The sequence below is a fragment of the Pimelobacter sp. 30-1 genome (genome assembly GCF_018831735.1).
GTDB lineage: Bacteria > Actinomycetota > Actinomycetes > Propionibacteriales > Nocardioidaceae > Nocardioides.
Genome location: NZ_NHTS01000001.1, coordinates 850,970 through 865,924 on the forward strand (window position 1 = coordinate 850,970; position 14,955 = coordinate 865,924).

18 protein-coding genes are annotated in these 14,955 nt (G+C 71.2%); 10 read left to right on the forward strand and 8 right to left on the reverse strand.

Features of this window, described 5'->3' with window-relative positions; genetic code table 11:
- Nucleotide 1: 1 nt before the first annotated feature.
- The gene (locus tag CCO04_RS04030; protein ID WP_215812786.1) at nt 2-892 is read right to left on the reverse strand and encodes a TIGR03619 family F420-dependent LLM class oxidoreductase; all 891 of its coding nucleotides are present in this window, start codon (nt 890-892) and stop codon (nt 2-4) included.
- 47 nt (nt 893-939) lie between these two features.
- Here CCO04_RS04030 and CCO04_RS04035 point away from each other — a divergent pair, with 47 nt between their 5' ends.
- Genes CCO04_RS04035 through CCO04_RS04045 form a run of 3 tightly spaced genes read left to right on the forward strand, consistent with a single transcriptional unit; the run spans nt 940 to nt 2,508 of the window.
- Complete coding sequence (locus tag CCO04_RS04035; protein ID WP_215812787.1) at nt 940-1,425, forward strand: nitroreductase family deazaflavin-dependent oxidoreductase; 486 nt, start codon at nt 940-942, stop codon at nt 1,423-1,425.
- Between the two features lie 9 nt (nt 1,426-1,434).
- Entirely contained in the window at nt 1,435-1,866 is a 432-nt protein-coding gene (locus CCO04_RS04040) for a nuclear transport factor 2 family protein (RefSeq protein ID WP_215812788.1), read from the forward strand.
- 30 nt (nt 1,867-1,896) lie between these two features.
- The gene (locus tag CCO04_RS04045) at nt 1,897-2,508 is read left to right on the forward strand and encodes a hypothetical protein (protein ID WP_215812789.1); all 612 of its coding nucleotides are present in this window, start codon (nt 1,897-1,899) and stop codon (nt 2,506-2,508) included.
- Between the two features lie 37 nt (nt 2,509-2,545).
- Here the strand turns inward: CCO04_RS04045 and CCO04_RS04050 are convergent, their stop codons facing one another.
- Nucleotides 2,546-3,397: an aldo/keto reductase gene (locus tag CCO04_RS04050; protein ID WP_215812790.1), complete on the reverse strand. Its 852-nt coding sequence runs from the start codon at nt 3,395-3,397 to the stop codon at nt 2,546-2,548.
- Between the two features lie 126 nt (nt 3,398-3,523).
- Here CCO04_RS04050 and dnaK point away from each other — a divergent pair, with 126 nt between their 5' ends.
- From dnaK to CCO04_RS04070, 4 genes are read left to right on the forward strand one after another with little or no spacing between them, the layout of a single operon-like run.
- The gene (gene dnaK, locus CCO04_RS04055; RefSeq protein ID WP_215812791.1) at nt 3,524-5,383 is read left to right on the forward strand and encodes a molecular chaperone DnaK; all 1,860 of its coding nucleotides are present in this window, start codon (nt 3,524-3,526) and stop codon (nt 5,381-5,383) included.
- Nucleotides 5,380-5,949: a nucleotide exchange factor GrpE gene (grpE, locus tag CCO04_RS04060; protein ID WP_257752524.1), complete on the forward strand. Its 570-nt coding sequence runs from the start codon at nt 5,380-5,382 to the stop codon at nt 5,947-5,949. Before dnaK ends, grpE begins: the two co-directional genes overlap by 4 nt.
- 36 nt (nt 5,950-5,985) lie before the next feature.
- Entirely contained in the window at nt 5,986-7,167 is a 1,182-nt protein-coding gene (dnaJ, locus tag CCO04_RS04065) for a molecular chaperone DnaJ (protein WP_215812792.1), read from the forward strand.
- The gene (locus tag CCO04_RS04070; protein ID WP_215812793.1) at nt 7,167-7,598 is read left to right on the forward strand and encodes a heat shock protein transcriptional repressor HspR; all 432 of its coding nucleotides are present in this window, start codon (nt 7,167-7,169) and stop codon (nt 7,596-7,598) included. The genes dnaJ and CCO04_RS04070 overlap by 1 nt, the downstream gene beginning before the upstream one ends.
- A gap of 9 nt (nt 7,599-7,607) precedes the next feature.
- Here the strand turns inward: CCO04_RS04070 and CCO04_RS04075 are convergent, their stop codons facing one another.
- The 6 genes from CCO04_RS04075 to CCO04_RS04100 all read right to left on the reverse strand — a co-directional run bounded on the left by CCO04_RS04075 (nt 7,608) and on the right by CCO04_RS04100 (nt 11,679).
- Entirely contained in the window at nt 7,608-8,432 is an 825-nt protein-coding gene (locus tag CCO04_RS04075; protein ID WP_215812794.1) for a DUF6230 family protein, read from the reverse strand.
- Nucleotides 8,432-9,352 (reverse strand): hypothetical protein, encoded by a 921-nt coding sequence (locus CCO04_RS04080; RefSeq protein WP_215812795.1) that lies wholly within the window; start codon nt 9,350-9,352, stop codon nt 8,432-8,434. Before CCO04_RS04080 ends, CCO04_RS04075 begins: the two co-directional genes overlap by 1 nt.
- A complete protein-coding gene (locus tag CCO04_RS04085; RefSeq protein ID WP_215812796.1) occupies nt 9,349-9,807 on the reverse strand; it encodes a DUF6114 domain-containing protein in 459 nt (152 codons plus the stop codon). Before CCO04_RS04085 ends, CCO04_RS04080 begins: the two co-directional genes overlap by 4 nt.
- Nucleotides 9,807-10,547 (reverse strand): DUF6230 family protein, encoded by a 741-nt coding sequence (locus tag CCO04_RS04090; RefSeq protein WP_215812797.1) that lies wholly within the window; start codon nt 10,545-10,547, stop codon nt 9,807-9,809. Before CCO04_RS04090 ends, CCO04_RS04085 begins: the two co-directional genes overlap by 1 nt.
- Nucleotides 10,544-11,038, reverse strand: a complete 495-nt coding sequence (locus CCO04_RS04095; protein WP_215812798.1) for a DUF6114 domain-containing protein — start codon at nt 11,036-11,038, stop codon at nt 10,544-10,546. Before CCO04_RS04095 ends, CCO04_RS04090 begins: the two co-directional genes overlap by 4 nt.
- Before the next feature lie 83 nt (nt 11,039-11,121).
- Nucleotides 11,122-11,679: a DUF6230 family protein gene (locus CCO04_RS04100; RefSeq protein ID WP_215812799.1), complete on the reverse strand. Its 558-nt coding sequence runs from the start codon at nt 11,677-11,679 to the stop codon at nt 11,122-11,124.
- Nucleotides 11,680-11,923: 244 nt separating this feature from the next.
- Here CCO04_RS04100 and lepB point away from each other — a divergent pair, with 244 nt between their 5' ends.
- From lepB to CCO04_RS04115, 3 genes are all read left to right on the forward strand, one after another.
- The gene (lepB, locus tag CCO04_RS04105; RefSeq protein WP_215812800.1) at nt 11,924-12,568 is read left to right on the forward strand and encodes a signal peptidase I; all 645 of its coding nucleotides are present in this window, start codon (nt 11,924-11,926) and stop codon (nt 12,566-12,568) included.
- Nucleotides 12,569-12,672: 104 nt separating this feature from the next.
- A complete protein-coding gene (locus tag CCO04_RS04110) occupies nt 12,673-14,004 on the forward strand; it encodes a hypothetical protein (protein WP_308281119.1) in 1,332 nt (443 codons plus the stop codon).
- A 26-nt stretch (nt 14,005-14,030) separates the two neighbouring features.
- Entirely contained in the window at nt 14,031-14,954 is a 924-nt protein-coding gene (locus CCO04_RS04115; protein WP_215812802.1) for an Abi-alpha family protein, read from the forward strand.
- Nucleotide 14,955: the final 1 nt, after the last annotated feature.

Sequence of the window (14,955 nt, forward strand, 5' to 3'; positions counted from 1 at the left end):
ATCAGCCGTTCGCCTTGGCGATGATGTTCTCGGCGTACTGCTCGAGGTGCTTGATCTTGGTCTCGAGCGGCTCGGTGTCGGGGCCCTTGATGTAGGGGACCCGGAAGCCGACGATGCAGTCGGTGACGCCCTTGTCCTCCAGGCGCTTGATGCCGTCGAGCGTGTAGGCGTCGTACGAGATCACGTGGACCTCGAAGTCGTCGCGGGTGTCCCCCTCCTCGGCGCGGATCTCGGCGAGGCGGGTGAGCAGGCGGTCGAGCTCCTCGCCGTCACCGCCGGCGTGCATCCACCCGTCCCCCTTGCGTACGGCGCGCCGCAGGGCCGCGTCCGAGTGCCCGCCGACGAGCAGCGGGATCTTCTCGGTCGGGGCGGGGCACTGCTGGAGCGGCTCGATGTCGTAGAACTCGCCCTGGTAGCCGAAGAAGGTCGGCTCCTCGCCCGGCTGGGTCAGGCCGCGCAGGATGTCCATGCACTCGTCCATCCGCTTGCCGCGCTTCTCCCACGGCACGCCGAGGGCGGCGAAGTCCTCGGGCCAGGGGGAGAGGCCGACGCCGAGGCCGAGCCGGTTGCCGGACAGGAAGGCGAGCGACGAGGCCTGCTTGGCGACGAGCACCGGCGGCCGGATCGGCAGCTTGAGCACGAACGGCGTCAGCCGCAGGCTGCTCGTCACCGCGAAGAGGTGGCTGCACAGGATGAACGTCTCGATGAACTGCTTGCCGAGCAGGAACTCGCGGTCCCCGGTGTCGGTGTAGGGGTACTTCGAGTCGGACTCCTGCGGGTAGATCAGGCTGTCCGCGATGGTCATCGAGGTGTAGCCCGTCGCCTCGCAGGCCTGGGCGAGCGGGGCGTAGTAGTCGGCGTGGGTCATGCCCTCGGCGAAGGAGAAGCGCATGACCGCCACACTAGAACGCGTTCTAGATTTCTGCCAGAGTGAGTCCCATGGCAGCCACCAAGCCGAAGCCCGACGGCCTCGACAAACCGATCGTCGCCACGATCATCAAGTACGCCGCCAAGGCCAACGTGAAGGTCTACCGCCTCACCAACGGCCGGATCGGCGCGAAGTGGCGCATCGGCGCGGGCTGGAAGAAGCCGGTCCCGGTGCTGCTCCTCGACCACGTCGGCCGCAAGAGCGGCGCCCGGTTCACCACGCCGCTGCTCTACCTCGCCGACGGCGCCGACCTGGTCATCGTCGCCTCGCAGGGCGGGCTGCCCAAGAACCCGCAGTGGTTCCACAACCTCGTCGCGAACCCCGCGACCACCGTGGCCGTGCCCCGCGAGCGCTCCCGGGCGGTGCGCGCCCGGGTCGCCGGACCCGAGGAGCGGGCCGCGCTGTGGCCCCGCCTCGTCGACCTGTACGCCGACTTCGACAACTACCAGGCCTGGACCGACCGGGAGATCCCGGTCGTCGTCCTCGAGCCCCGCTGAGGAGACCCGATGGACCTGCAGGAGCTGATCGACCGCGCCGAGATCACCGACGCGATCACGCGCTACACGCTCGCCGTGGACGAGGGGGACTTCGACCGGCTCGACACCGTCTTCACGCCCGACGCGCACATCGACTACACCGAGAGCGGGGGCGTGGTCGACACCTTCCCGGTGGTCAAGGCGTGGCTGGCCGAGGCGCTGCCGGGCTTCTCGAAGCACCGGCTGCACACGGTCGGGCAGGTCGCCTTCGACTTCGCCGAGGGCCGCGACGAGGCCGCGGTGACGGCGTACTTCCACAACCCGATGCGGATCTCCGACGGCCAGGGCGGCGAGCGCGTCGTCGAGGTGGGCGGGCTCTACCGGCACACGTTCGTGCGGACGGAGGCGGGCTGGCGCTCGCGCCGGCTGCACGAGCAGGTGGTCTGGACGCGCGGTTTCTGATTTCTTCGGGCGCCCTGGACAATGGGCAGGGTGAGCGACCAGCAGGAGCCCCGCGCCGACCGTCCCGTCCTCAACGGACTGGTGGCGCTGGTCGCCGTCGCGGTCGGGGTCGGCCTGATCCTGGGGCTGGTCGCGATGGTCGGCTCCAAGGTGCTCGGCTTCGGCGGCGACGACGGTGACGCGGCCGCCGACACCACGGTGCGCCAGTCGATGTACCTGCCCACGCCGGCCAAGACCGACGAGCCCAGCGGCCCGCTGATCACGCTCCACACCCAGGACCCCGACGAGACCGACACGTCCTCGACCGACAGCACCGACGAGCCGAGCGACGACCCGACCACCGAGTCGACCGAGAGCGAGTCGCCCAAGGCCGGCGAGATCTCGCTCCAGCCGCTCCAGACGAGCGTCGCCTCGGGCGAGCGGATCTACTTCAGCGGCGTCTACCCCGGCGGTGAGGGCGCGATCCTGCGCGTCCAGCGCTGGGAGAACGGCGGCTGGGCCGAGTTCCCGGCCAGCGTCGGCGTCACCAACGGCACCTTCTCCAGCTATGTCTTCACCGGCGTCGGCGGGCTGAACCGGTTCCGCGTCGTCGACAGCGACAGCGGCACCGTCAGCAACGAGATCCGGATCCAGGTCGGCTGACGGCGGCTGACCGCCGCCGACCCGGACCCGCGCGGGCTCAGTCCGCGCCGGGGATCCAGTCGAAGGTGTCCGGGTGCGGCCCGGTGCGCCCGGCGTCCCCCTCGTCGAGCGCGGCGATCGCGGCGACCTGGTCGGGGCTGAGCGCGAAGTCGAAGATCGCCAGGTTCTCGGCCATCCGCACGGGGCGCACGCTCTTGGGGAAGACGATGTCGCCCCGCTCGACGTGCCAGCGCAGCGTCACCTGGGACGGCGTCCGGCCGACCTCCTCGGCGATCCGCACGATCGTGGGGTCCTCGAGCACCCGGCCGCGGGCGATCGGCGACCAGGCCTCGACGAGCGCGCCGTGGCGCAGGCTCGCGGCGCGGGCCTCCTCGTTGGTGGTGAAGGGGTGGACCTCGATCTGGTTGACCGCGGGGACCACGCCGGTGGCCGCGACGATCCGGTCGAGGTGGTCGGGCTGGAAGTTCGAGACGCCCACGGACCGGGCGCGGCCGTCGGCGGTGAGCTCGGTCATCGCCTGCCACGTGGCGACGTAGTCGCCGTCGTACCGGGTCGGGAGCGGCCAGTGGATGAGGAAGAGGTCGACGTGGTCGAGGCCGAGCCGCTCGAGCGAGGCGTCGAAGCTGCGGCGCACGTCGTCGGGCCGGTGGAAGCTGTTGTTGAGCTTGGTGGTCACGTAGACCTCGTCGCGGGGGAGACCGGCGGCGGCCAGGGCGGCACCGACGCCCTCCTCGTTGCCGTACATCTGCGCGGTGTCGAGGTGGCGGTAGCCGGCCTCGAGCGCCTGGGTCACCACCGCCTCGGTGTCGGCGGGCGGCACCTGGAAGACGCCGAAGCCGAGCTGGGGGATGGACGTTCCGTCGTTCAGTGCGAGGCGAGGAATGCTCATGGCCCCACTTTCTCAGGCGACCGGGAACAACCCTGGGGTCCGACCCGTTGGACCCTATGTCAGACTTGAGTGCATCCGGCTCAACTAACTTGAACCACCACCCCGAATCACGGAGGAGAGACACACATGGCACGAGCTGTCGGCATCGACCTCGGTACGACGAACAGCGTCGTCGCGGTCCTCGAGGGCGGCGAGCCCACGGTCATCGCCAACGCGGAGGGAGCCCGGACCACGCCGTCCGTCGTCGCCTTCGCCAAGAGCGGTGAGGTGCTCGTCGGCGAGGTCGCGAAGCGCCAGGCGGTCACCAACGTCGACCGCACCATCCGGTCGGTCAAGCGCCACATGGGCACCGACTGGACCCAGCACATCGGCGACCCCGTCGACAAGGACTTCACGCCCCAGCAGATCTCGGCGTTCATCCTGCAGAAGCTGAAGCGCGACGCGGAGGCCTACCTGGGCGAGACCGTCACCAACGCGGTCATCACCGTCCCGGCGTACTTCTCCGACGCCCAGCGCCAGGCGACCAAGGAGGCCGGCGAGATCGCGGGCCTCAAGGTCGACCGGATCGTCAACGAGCCCACCGCCGCGGCGCTGGCCTACGGCCTCGACAAGGGCGACGACCAGACGATCCTCGTCTACGACCTCGGTGGCGGCACGTTCGACGTGTCCCTGCTCGAGATCGGTGAGGGCGTCGTCGAGGTCAAGGCGACCAGCGGCGACAACCACCTCGGTGGCGACGACTGGGACAACGCGATCGTCGAGTGGATGGTCAAGAAGTTCAAGGACGCCAACGGCGTCGACCTGGCCGCGGACAAGATCGCCGCCCAGCGCCTCCAGGAGGCCGCCGAGAAGGCCAAGATCGAGCTGTCCTCGTCCAGCGACACCACGATCCACCTGCCCTACATCACCCACGGCGAGAACGGCCCGCTGCACTTCGAGGAGCGGCTCACCCGCTCCGAGTTCCAGCGGCTGACCGCGAGCCTGCTCGAGCGCACCAAGGCGCCTTTCCAGAACGTCCTCAAGGACGGCGGCCTCGCGCTCTCCGCGATCGACCACGTGGTCCTCGTCGGCGGCTCGACCCGCATGCCGGCCGTGACCGACCTGGTCAAGGAGATGCTCGGCGGCAAGGAGCCCAACAAGGGCGTCAACCCCGACGAGGTCGTCGCCGTCGGCGCCGCCCTCCAGGCCGGCGTCCTGGCCGGTGAGGTCAAGGACGTGCTGCTCCTCGACGTCACCCCGCTCAGCCTCGGCATCGAGACCAAGGGCGGTGTCTTCACCACCCTGATCGAGCGCAACACCACGATCCCGACCAAGCGTTCCGAGATCTTCACGACCGCCGACGACAACCAGCCGTCGGTCGAGATCAAGGTCGCCCAGGGCGAGCGGGCCATCTGGTCGCAGAACCAGGGCCTCGGCAACTTCGAGCTGACCGGCCTCCCGCCGGCTCCGCGCGGCGTGCCGAAGATCGAGGTCACCTTCGACATCGATGCCAACGGCATCGTCCACGTCTCCGCCAAGGACCAGGCGTCCGGCCGCGAGCAGTCGATGACGATCTCCGGCGGCAGCGCGCTGTCCAAGGACGACATCGACCGCATGGTCAAGGAGGCCGAGCAGTACGCCGAGGAGGACGCCAAGCGTCGCGAGGCCGTCGAGGTCCGCAACCAGGGCGAGCAGCTCGTCTACACGACCGAGAAGTTCCTGGCCGACAACGGCGACAAGATCCCGGACGACGTCAAGGCCGAGGTGACCACCGACGTCGAGGCGCTCAAGGGCATCCTCGAGAACGCCGAGGCGGACTCCGAGGACCTGACCGCCGCCATCGCCAAGCTGGGTGAGTCCAGCCAGAAGATGGGCGCCGCGATGTACGCCGCCGCCGAGGCCGACTCGGCTGCCGCGGGCGGCACCACCGGTGCCACCGGCGAGGCCGACGACGACGTCGTCGAGGCCGAGATCGTCGACGAGGACACCGAGGGCGACACCAAGTGACCGAGGAGAACCTCACCCCGGAGGAGGGGGAGCTGCAGGAGACTGCGGCTCCCTCGCCCGAGGGCGAGGAGCCCGAGGCGGCCGCGAGCCCCGAGGCGTCCGAGGCGTCCGAGGTGCCCGAGGCCGAGGCCGACGAGCTGACCGTCACCAAGATGGAGCTCGAGGAGCGCACGCTCGACCTGCAGCGCCTGCAGGCGGAGTTCCTCAACTACAAGCGCCGGGTCGACCGGGACCGCGAGCTGCTCCGCGAGAACGCGACGTACGCCGCGCTCACGCCGATCATCGACGTCCTCGACACGATCGACCGGGCCCGTGAGCACGAGCCGCTCGAGGGTGGCTTCAAGGCCACGGCCGAGCAGCTCGAGCGCGTGGTCGCCGGACTGGGACTGGTCAAGTTCGGCGAGGTCGGCGACGCTTTCGACCCGACGGTGCACGAGGCGCTCTCGCACATCGGCACCGACGCCGAGGTCGAGGTGACCACCTGCAAGGTGATCGCCAAGGCCGGCTACAAGATGGGCGACCGGGTGGTCCGCGCGGCACAGGTGCTCGTGGTCGACCCCGCTTGATGAACGACACGACAACGACGAGGAGGGAGGTGCGCGATGAGTGACGACGGGATCCGGTCCGACTGGGCGACCAAGGACTTCTACAAGGAGCTCGGGGTCGCCAAGACCGCGTCGCAGGACGAGATCAAGAAGGCCTACCGCAAGCTCGCGCGCGCCAACCACCCCGACTCGCACCCCGACGACACCGCCAAGCACGACAAGTTCAAGGCGGTCGCCGAGGCGTACGACGTGATCGGCGACGCCGAGAAGCGCACCAAGTACGACCAGGCGCGCGACATGTTCCGCCGGGGCGGCTTCCCGGCCGGCGGCGGTTTCGGCGGCGGTGCGGGCTTCGGCGGTGGCGGCAACGTCAACGTCGAGGACCTGCTCCGCGAGCGGGCCGGCGGCGGAGGTGGCTTCGGCGACCTCTTCGGCGACCTGTTCGGCGGAGGCTTCACCCAGAGCCGCCGGGCCCAGCGCCCGGCGCGCGGGGGAGACCTCGAGACGACGGCGACGATCGGCTTCACCGAGGCGCTCGAGGGCGTCACGGTGTCGCTGCGGATCAGCTCCGACGGTGCCTGCGCGACCTGCCACGGCACCGGCGGCAAGCCCGGCACCCAGCCGCACGTCTGCCCGACGTGCGAGGGCAGCGGCTTCGTCACGGCCTCGGTCGGCGGGGCGTTCTCGATGAACGAGTCCTGCCCGACCTGCGGTGGCCGCCAGCTCGTGTACGACGACCCGTGCCCCACGTGCCACGGCACCGGACGCGGTCAGTCGGCACGCACGATCCAGGCCAAGATCCCCGGCGGGGTCAAGGACGGCCAGCGGATCCGGCTGCGCGGCAAGGGCGCCCCGGGCGAGAACGGCGGTCCGGCCGGCGACCTCTACGTCACCGTCAAGGTGACCGGGCACCGGGTGTTCGGCCGCAAGGGCGAGAACCTCACGATCGACGTCCCGGTCTCGTTCGCCGAGCTCGCGCTCGGTGCCGAGATCAAGGTGCCCACCCTGGGTGGCGCGCCGGTGACCCTCAAGGTCCCGGCCGGCACCCCCAACGGGCGCACCTTCCGGATCCGCGGCAAGGGCGCGGTCAAGGGCGAGTCCCGTGGCGACCTGCTCGCCACGGTCGAGGTCCAGGTCCCGAGCAACCTCGGCGCGGAGGCCAAGGAGGCGCTCGAGGCCTATGCCGCCGCGACCGCCGACACCCCGCTGCGCGCGGGTCTCTACGACGAGGCGCGCTGATGAGCGCCGTCCGTCCGCCCCAGGGCCCTCCCGGTGCGGAGGATGCCGTCTACGTCATCAGCGTGGCCGCGCAGCTCAGCGGTCTGCACCCGCAGACCCTGCGCACCTACGAGCGCGTCGGGCTGATCACGCCCGGCCGCACGGGCGGCGGCGGACGGCGCTACTCCTACCGCGACATCGAGCGGCTGCGCGAGATCGCCGACCTCACGGCGTCCGGCATCGGCATCGAGGGGGTGCGCCGGATCCTCGACCTCGAGAACGCCGTCGTGGCCCTGCGAGCGCGCAACGCCGAGCTGGTCGCCGATCTCGACGCCGCGCACGAGGCGCTGCGCCAGGCGCTGGCCGCCCGGCCGGTGCCGCGCAGCAACCTCCCCGCGCTGCCCGAGGCGCCGGTCGGCCAGTCCGTCGTGGTCTGGCGCCGGCACTCCTGAGCCGCTGCCCTAGCGCGGGTAGGTCCCGAGCCGGGCCTCGGTCCAGCACGACCGGTCGTCGATCCCGTCGGGGGTCGCGTTGGTCGTGCCGTTGGCGTTGAAGCCGATGTCGTCCTTGAACGGCAGCACCTTGATCACCAGGTTCGGCAGCGTGATGTCGCCGGTGACCTGGGCCTGCCAGAGCTGGCCGTAGACCTGGGTCAGGGCACCCCGCGTCGCGTCGATGCCGGTGAAGCCCTGGCCGTTGACGTGCCCGCCGTTGCCGGTGCCCGAGTAGGCCTGCGGCCCGGTGCCGTCGGGGCGGTAGAACCCGCCGTCGTACGTCGCGGGGACCCCGAACGGGTTCGCCGTGTACGGCGGCGCGCCCGGCGCCGTGGTCAGGTCGGTCGTGGCCTGCCCGATCTGGGTGCTGCCCTGGAGGTTGATCCCGGCCCCGCGCAGGCTGGTCACGTCGAGCGCGGCGTCGGCCGCGGTGATCTCGGCGGCGCTGGTGCCGTCGCCGGCGGTCAGCTTGAGGGTGACCTTGATCGGACCGAGCGACTCGGTCTTGGACACGCACAGGCCGTCGAGCGAGGCGCGGGCGAAGCCGGCGCGCAGCAGGTTCTTCCAGGTGCCGTTGCCGAGCCGGACGGGGGCCATGCCGAAGGCGGCGTCGTCGGCGGTGATCCGCGAGGACGAGAAGGTGGCGTTGCCGTCCTGGACGATGATCCGCGCGTCGAACCCGAACGCCTCGTGCCAGGTCGCGGTGCCCAGGCCGGCCAGGGCGGCGAACGAGACCGCGAGCGCGCCCGCCGTACGGCGCCAGCGGGTCCCGTGGCGGGGCGTGGTGTCCATCAGCCGACCGAGATCGTGGTGTGGGGCAGCTGGACGGAGTTGAGCGGGTTGCCGGAGCCGTCGACCGGGACCTGGGTGTAGGGATCGGTCGGGTTCTGCCGGTGGGTGACGAGGTAGAAGAAGTCGAGGTTGACCCCGAGCAGCGTGTAGTTCGAGCCGCCGCCGAGCCACTGGGCGAGGCCGCCCGCGAAGTCCTCGGCGCTGAGCTCGCAGGTGCCGCCGATGCCGAGGAAGCCACCGCGCGCGGTGCCGCCGACGATCCCGCACGCCAGGTGGGTCGCGGTCGGCAGCTGGGCGACCGGCACGGTGAACGAGCTGGAGGCCGTGGCGAGCACCTCGGTCCAGACGCCGGTGCCGCCGATGGTGATCGCCTGGTCGGGCTTGATCGTCAGCCGGTAGGGCGTGGCGGACTTGGGGGCGGGCGCGTCGCCGCTGTCGGCGTACAGCTGGATGTCGGTGGTGCCCGCCGCCGGGCAGGTGGAGACCGGGTTGGTCTTGGACGTGCAGAACTGCAGCCCGCTGAACGCCACCTGGTAGAGGTCGGTGCGCGAGCCGGCCGCGGCGTAGTAGACGGTGCCGGGGAGCTTGCGGCCGTACGCCGTGCGGATCTGGCCGATCGCGGCGTCCGGGTTGGACGTGGCGACATTGCCCGACTGCAGGTGCCAGCGGACGCCCGCGAGGCAGGGATAGGTCCGCCCGGCGGCGTTGAAGTCGCCCGAGCCGTTGTCGAGCTGGACCTCCTGGCGCCGCTGCTGGGGGTTCGCGCTGCCCGGCTGGTCGCAGGCGAACGGCTGGTAGGCGCCGCTCTGGGCCTGGCCGCGCGCGTCGTCGCCGACCCGCGGGACCAGGACCGCGGCCGTCACCACGGCCAGCGCCGCGAGGACGACCAGCAGCCGCTGGCGGCGTACCGACAGGGTCACGCGGACACCGGGGTCGTCGAGGCCGTCGGGGTGGTCGTGGTGGTCGCCCGGCGGCGCCCGCCGCGGACCCGGCGCGGCCGCTTCTCGCCCCAGGCCCAGATCATCGAGCCGCCGAGGATGCCGAGCACCGAGCCGACCAGGTAGCCGCCGAGGTTGACCGAGACGAAGGCGCCGAGCGCGAGCAGGACGGCCAGGATGCCCACCAGCCCGCGGTAGTGCGGCGCGAACCAGGCGACGAGGCCGAACAGCACGAGCGCACCGCCGAGGATGTAGCCGGCCGAGTAGCTCCACCCGCCGCTGACCGCGAGCACGAACGAGAAGTACATCGACCGGACCAGCCAGGCGCCGGCGAGCACGCACCACAGGCCGCCCCAGAACGGCCGGGTACGGCGGAACGTGCGGAAGCCCCGTCGTCCCGCGCCGAGCACGCGCAGCGCCTGCGCCGCGGCGGCCATCAGCCCGCCGCCTGGGTCGGGCAGTCGGCCTGGGTCTTGCGCCCGGGCAGCACCTTGATCTTGAGGTTCGGCAACGTGATCGCCCCCTGCAGGTTGATGCCGTAGGTGTCGCCGCCGAGCCCGCCCACGTTGAGGCGATCGACGGAGAGCCCGAAGTTGCCGGCGCTCGGCCTGCTCTGGCCGGCCGGCCACTGGATCCCCGCGGTGGCGTCGACGGTGTCGGCGCTCTGGCCGAGGTTCATGCCGCTGATCAGGTTGCCGAAGCCGCTGAGCGAGCGGGAGTTCACGAACAGGTTGCTCGCGGTGATGTGGTTGCCGCCGGTGAGCAGTCCGTTGGCGTCGAAGGTGAGCGTGTTGCCGGCGCCGTCGGTGGTGGTGTTGGTGCCGTTGGCGAACGAGCTCCGCACCGGGACGCCGGCCAGGATCATCAGCGTCACCTCGCCCACGACCGGGATGCTCTCGTGCGCGATCGCGCAGAGCCCGGCCAGCTTGGCCGAGCGGATGCCGAGCTCGGCGACCCCGCCGTCCTGGCCGGTCGCGGTGTCGTTGGTGGCGAGGAAGCCCGCGGCCTGGGCGCCCTGGAGGTAGTTCGAGTAGAGCTCGAACTCCTGGTTCGCCGTCGTGAAGTTCACCGCCAGCACGTTGCTGCTCACCAGCTGGAACATCGCGACCAGCGCGGCGAGCCCGCCGGCGAGCGGCACCAGCGCCCGCCGGCGGGTGCCCATCCGGGCGTCGGTCATCGTCGGGTCCGCTTCTGCGCGCGCCGCTCGGCGCGGGCGGCGTCCTTGGCGGCGAAGCGCTCGAGCTGCTTCTCGGAGTACGGCGTCCACGAGAACACGAGTCCGGCGCCGAGGATGCCGAGCACCATGCCGATCAGCCAACCCCCCAGGTTGGCCAAGGGCAGTGAGGCGACGGCGAGCATCAGCGCGACGATCGCCGGGAAGTGCCGCTGGGCCGGGACGACGACCGCGATCCCCGCGGCCGCGGCCATGCCGCCGGCGATCAGCAGCGGCGTGATGCTGCGGACCCCGACGGTCGTGTAGAACTCGAAGGTCCCGCCCAGCAGCGGGCGGGCGATGAAGTAGGCGCCCAGGGCGAGGATCACCGCGCCCCAGAACGGCCGGGTCCGGCGGAAGCGGGCGAAGCCCCGCCAGAGCGCGACGGGCCGGCTGGCCCGGACGGTGGTGACGGGGGCGGCCTCGGCCGCCGGGGTGGTGACGATGTCAGTCATGCGAGGTCCCTACGAGAAGGCGGGTGCCTCGTGGGGCGCGCGGCCGCACGCCCCACGAGGTGGGGTGCTGAGACGGGCCGGCGTCAGTTGCCGAGCGCGACCTTGAGCGACAGGTTGTCGAGGGCGAGGCTCTCGAGCGTGATCGCGTACGCGGTGGCGTGGACGTTCGGCAGGTCGGCCGAGGAGCTCGTCAGGGCGAACCCGTCGGCGACGTACCCGCTGTCGGTGGCCGTGTTGGTGAACCCGGCCTGGGACTGCGCGACACCGATGGTGGTGGTGCCGAGCGTGGCGCCGTCGGGCGTGTCGAGCGTCTTGGCGTTGAGCCCCACCGCTCCGAGCCCGATCGTGGTGTCGGTCGAGCTCACCTCGAGGTGCGCCGGCAGGTTGATCAGCGGGATGGTCACGTTCGGCGTGATCACCTTGATGCCGCTGGCGTTGGTGTTCGCCCCGGTCTCGGCGTAGATCGTGGCCTGGTTGCCCCCGGCGACGTTGGCCGCGCCGGTGCGCGCCTTGAGGCCGTCGCTGGTGATCCGATCGCTGGTGAGCGTGAACCCGTCGGCCGACGACAGCACGGCGCCGACCATTCCCTGCAGCATGGCGACGCCGAGCCCTGCGGTGAGCAGGGTGGCCGGAACCGTCACGGCTGCGAACCGACCCAGACGGGTACGGCCCATTCCTTCTACCTTGTTCAACTTTCCTCCCAAAGGGCATCCGCCGATCCCTCCCGAACCGGCGGTGGAGCGAGGCCGCATCCCCATGCCCTTGGCCTACGCGTGACGGAGTGTGACACACATCGCACGGAAAGCGCGACACCCTGTCGCGTTTTCTTCTCAGGTGCCCGAGCCCCCTGCCGAGGGCCGTCGCGATGACCTACCGTTGCGCGTCGTGAGCCACCGTGCGGAGTCCCGTCGCCCCTGGGTACGCCGCGTCCTGGGCGTCGGCGCACTGGTCGTCTTCTTCGTCGTGATGCTCGCCGTGATCGCGGCGCTGGCGTTCTCGGTCAAGGTCTCCGGCAGCAGCATGGAGCCCACGCTCTCGACCGGGGACCGGCTGCTCGTCGACCCGTTCGGCACCGGCGAGATCGCTCGCTTCGACATCATCGAGAGCACCCTCGGTGATCGCGAGATCCCGGTCGTGAAGCGGGTGATCGGGCTCCCGGGCGACCAGGTCCGGGTGCGGCTGGAGAAGGCCGGGCCGCCGGTGGTCGAGGTCCGCCCGGCGGGCGCGCGGACGACGTACGTGGTGGCGAACCCGACCTGGCCCGGCCGGACGGGCGACAAGGTCGCGCCCTGCTGCGCCGACGACGGCACCTCGCTGAGACCGGACGTCCGTCCGGCGTGGGCGACGGTGCCCGACGGCGGCTACTGGGTGATCGGCGACAACTGGGGTGGTTCGGACGACTCGCGCACGTTCGGGTTCGTGACCGCGGGGCAGGTGCGAGCCCGGATCGTCTACCGGCTGCAGCCGCTGGGCGAGCTGGGGCCGGTCCCGAACGACGCCCGGCTGGTCGAGGTTGCTGCGACACCGTGACCTGAGATCCCTGTGCCGTCCGCCACAACACGCGTTAACCTCCACCCGTCGGGACCGTCGCGTGCCATGGGGTGCGGCGGGGCTCGCGGGATCAGGGGGTGCGCGTGGACGCGGTGCTGAGGTGGCTGGAGGACTGGGTCGACCACGTCGACTGGTTCGCCTTCATCTCGATCCCCTTCTTCACCGGCATCATCGGCTGGCTGATCAACTGGTCGGGCCTGTGGATGCTGTTCAAGCCGATCACCTTCCACGGCTACCGGGTGCCCGGGCTGCGCGAGGTGGCCGCCGTGCTGCCGCGCAAGCTCCAGGAGATCCCCGGCCTGATGGAGGGCGGTGTCGGCTGGCAGGGCATCGTCCCGGCGCGCGCCGCCAAGATGGGCAGCATCGCGGTCGACAAGGTCATCGCCAAGCTCGGTACGCCGGCGGAGTTCTACTCCCAGCTCGAGCCCGACCAGATCGCCGAGCACATCGTCGCCGTCTTCCGCCCCGACCTGCCCGAGCTGGTCGACGAGGTGATGATGCGCGAGCACCCGCGGCTGTGGCGCGACCTGCCACGGCCGGTGCGGCAGGCGGTCATCGACCGGGTGCAGGCGCAGCTGCCGGGCGTGGTCAAGACGATCACCGACGAGATCGGCGTCCACATCGACCAGCTGCTCGACCCGAAGATCATGGTCATCGACCACTTCCGCAAGAACCCCGAGCTGGTCGTCAAGGTCTTCAAGGACGTCGGTCAGCGCGAGCTCAACCTGATGGTCGCCTTCGGCTTCATCTTCGGCTTCCTGCTCGGCGTACCGGTCGCGATCGTCGACCAGACCTGGCACATCTGGTGGCTGCTGCCGCTGCTGGGCGTCTTCGTCGGCTGGACCACCAACCTGCTCGGCATGTGGCTGATCTTCGACCCGCCGGAGGAGAAGCGGATCCTGGGCATCAAGGTGCAGGGCCTCTTCCTGCGCCGCCAGGACGAGTGCGCCGAGGTCTATGCGCGGATCATCGCCGACGACGTGATCACGCTGGAGCGCATCGGCGACTTCCTCATGGACGGCCCGCGCGGTGACCGCACCCGCCAGATGATCGCCACCGCGATGCGCCCCGCGATCGACAAGGCCGCCGGACCGCTGCGCGGCGCGGTCAACGTCGCGATGGGCGGGCGCCGCTACGACAGCATCAAGGACTCCTTCGCCCAGGAGGCCGTGGGGCGCACCATCACGCCGTTCCGGGACGCCGAGTTCAGCCGCCAGCAGTCGGAGAAGATCCGGGTGCTGATCGCGCGGCGTACCAAGGAGCTGCCGCCCAAGGACTTCGTCGAGATGATGCGCTCGGCGATCAAGGAGGACGAGTGGATGCTCTACGCCCACGGCGCCATCATGGGCGCGGCGGGCGGGTTCCTCCACCTCGGCATCTTCAACTGGGGCTGGATCCCCGGCTTCCCGCCGTGACCACTGTGACCACCGAAAGGGCGGCCATGACCGACGACCTCGACAACGACGGACTGCCGCGGCTGCCTGCGCTCACCGGGCCCGCGGTCGCCGAGTCGTTGCCCGGACTGGCGCGCGTCGCCGGGTCGGCCGCGCTGCACACCGCCGGCTGGGGCGTGCGTACGACGACCCGCAACTGGCTGCGCGTCGGCAAGGCGGTCACCAGCCGCGACGAGGCCGCCTCGCTGATCCGCGACGTCGGCTCGTACGTGGGCGCGCTGAGCGAGGTCGCCCGGCAGGTCTCCGGAGGGGTCCCCGTGGCGACCGCGCTGCTGCGGGCCGGTGAGTCGCTGGGCGGTGGCACCGCCGCGCCCGAGCGCCGCGAGTTCGCGCCCGCGCCCGTGGTCGACGGCCAGGTCGTCGGCTCGCGCCCCCAGACCCTGCGCGACCGCGGCAACGAGCTGCTCGCGCGCTCGCGCGACGTGTGGAGCCAGGACGACCGGCACCCCGCCTTCGACCGGATCCTCGACGAGCTCGCGCCCGACGAGGCGCGGATCCTGGTGATGCTGCTGCGCGACGGGCCGCAGCCGTCGGTCGACGTCCGCACGGGCGGTCCGATCGGGATGGTCAACAGCCAGCTGATCGCGCCGGGGCTCAACATGCTGGGGCCGCGGGCCGGGCTGCGCTACCTGGACCAGGTGCCGTCGTACATCAACAACCTGTTCCGGCTCGGGCTGATCTGGCTCTCGCGCGAGCCGGTGCGCGACCACCTGGAGTACCAGGTGCTCGAGGCGCAGCCCGACGTGCTGGGCGCGATGCACTCGGTGAAGTTCGCCAAGGTGGTCCGGCGCAGCATCCACCTCACGCCCTTCGGCGACGAGTTCTGCCGGCTCGCCCTGGTCGACGAGGAGACCGCGAGCGGCGACCTGCCCGAGCACGAGGCGCCGCCCGAGATCGACAACGGCCCCTAGC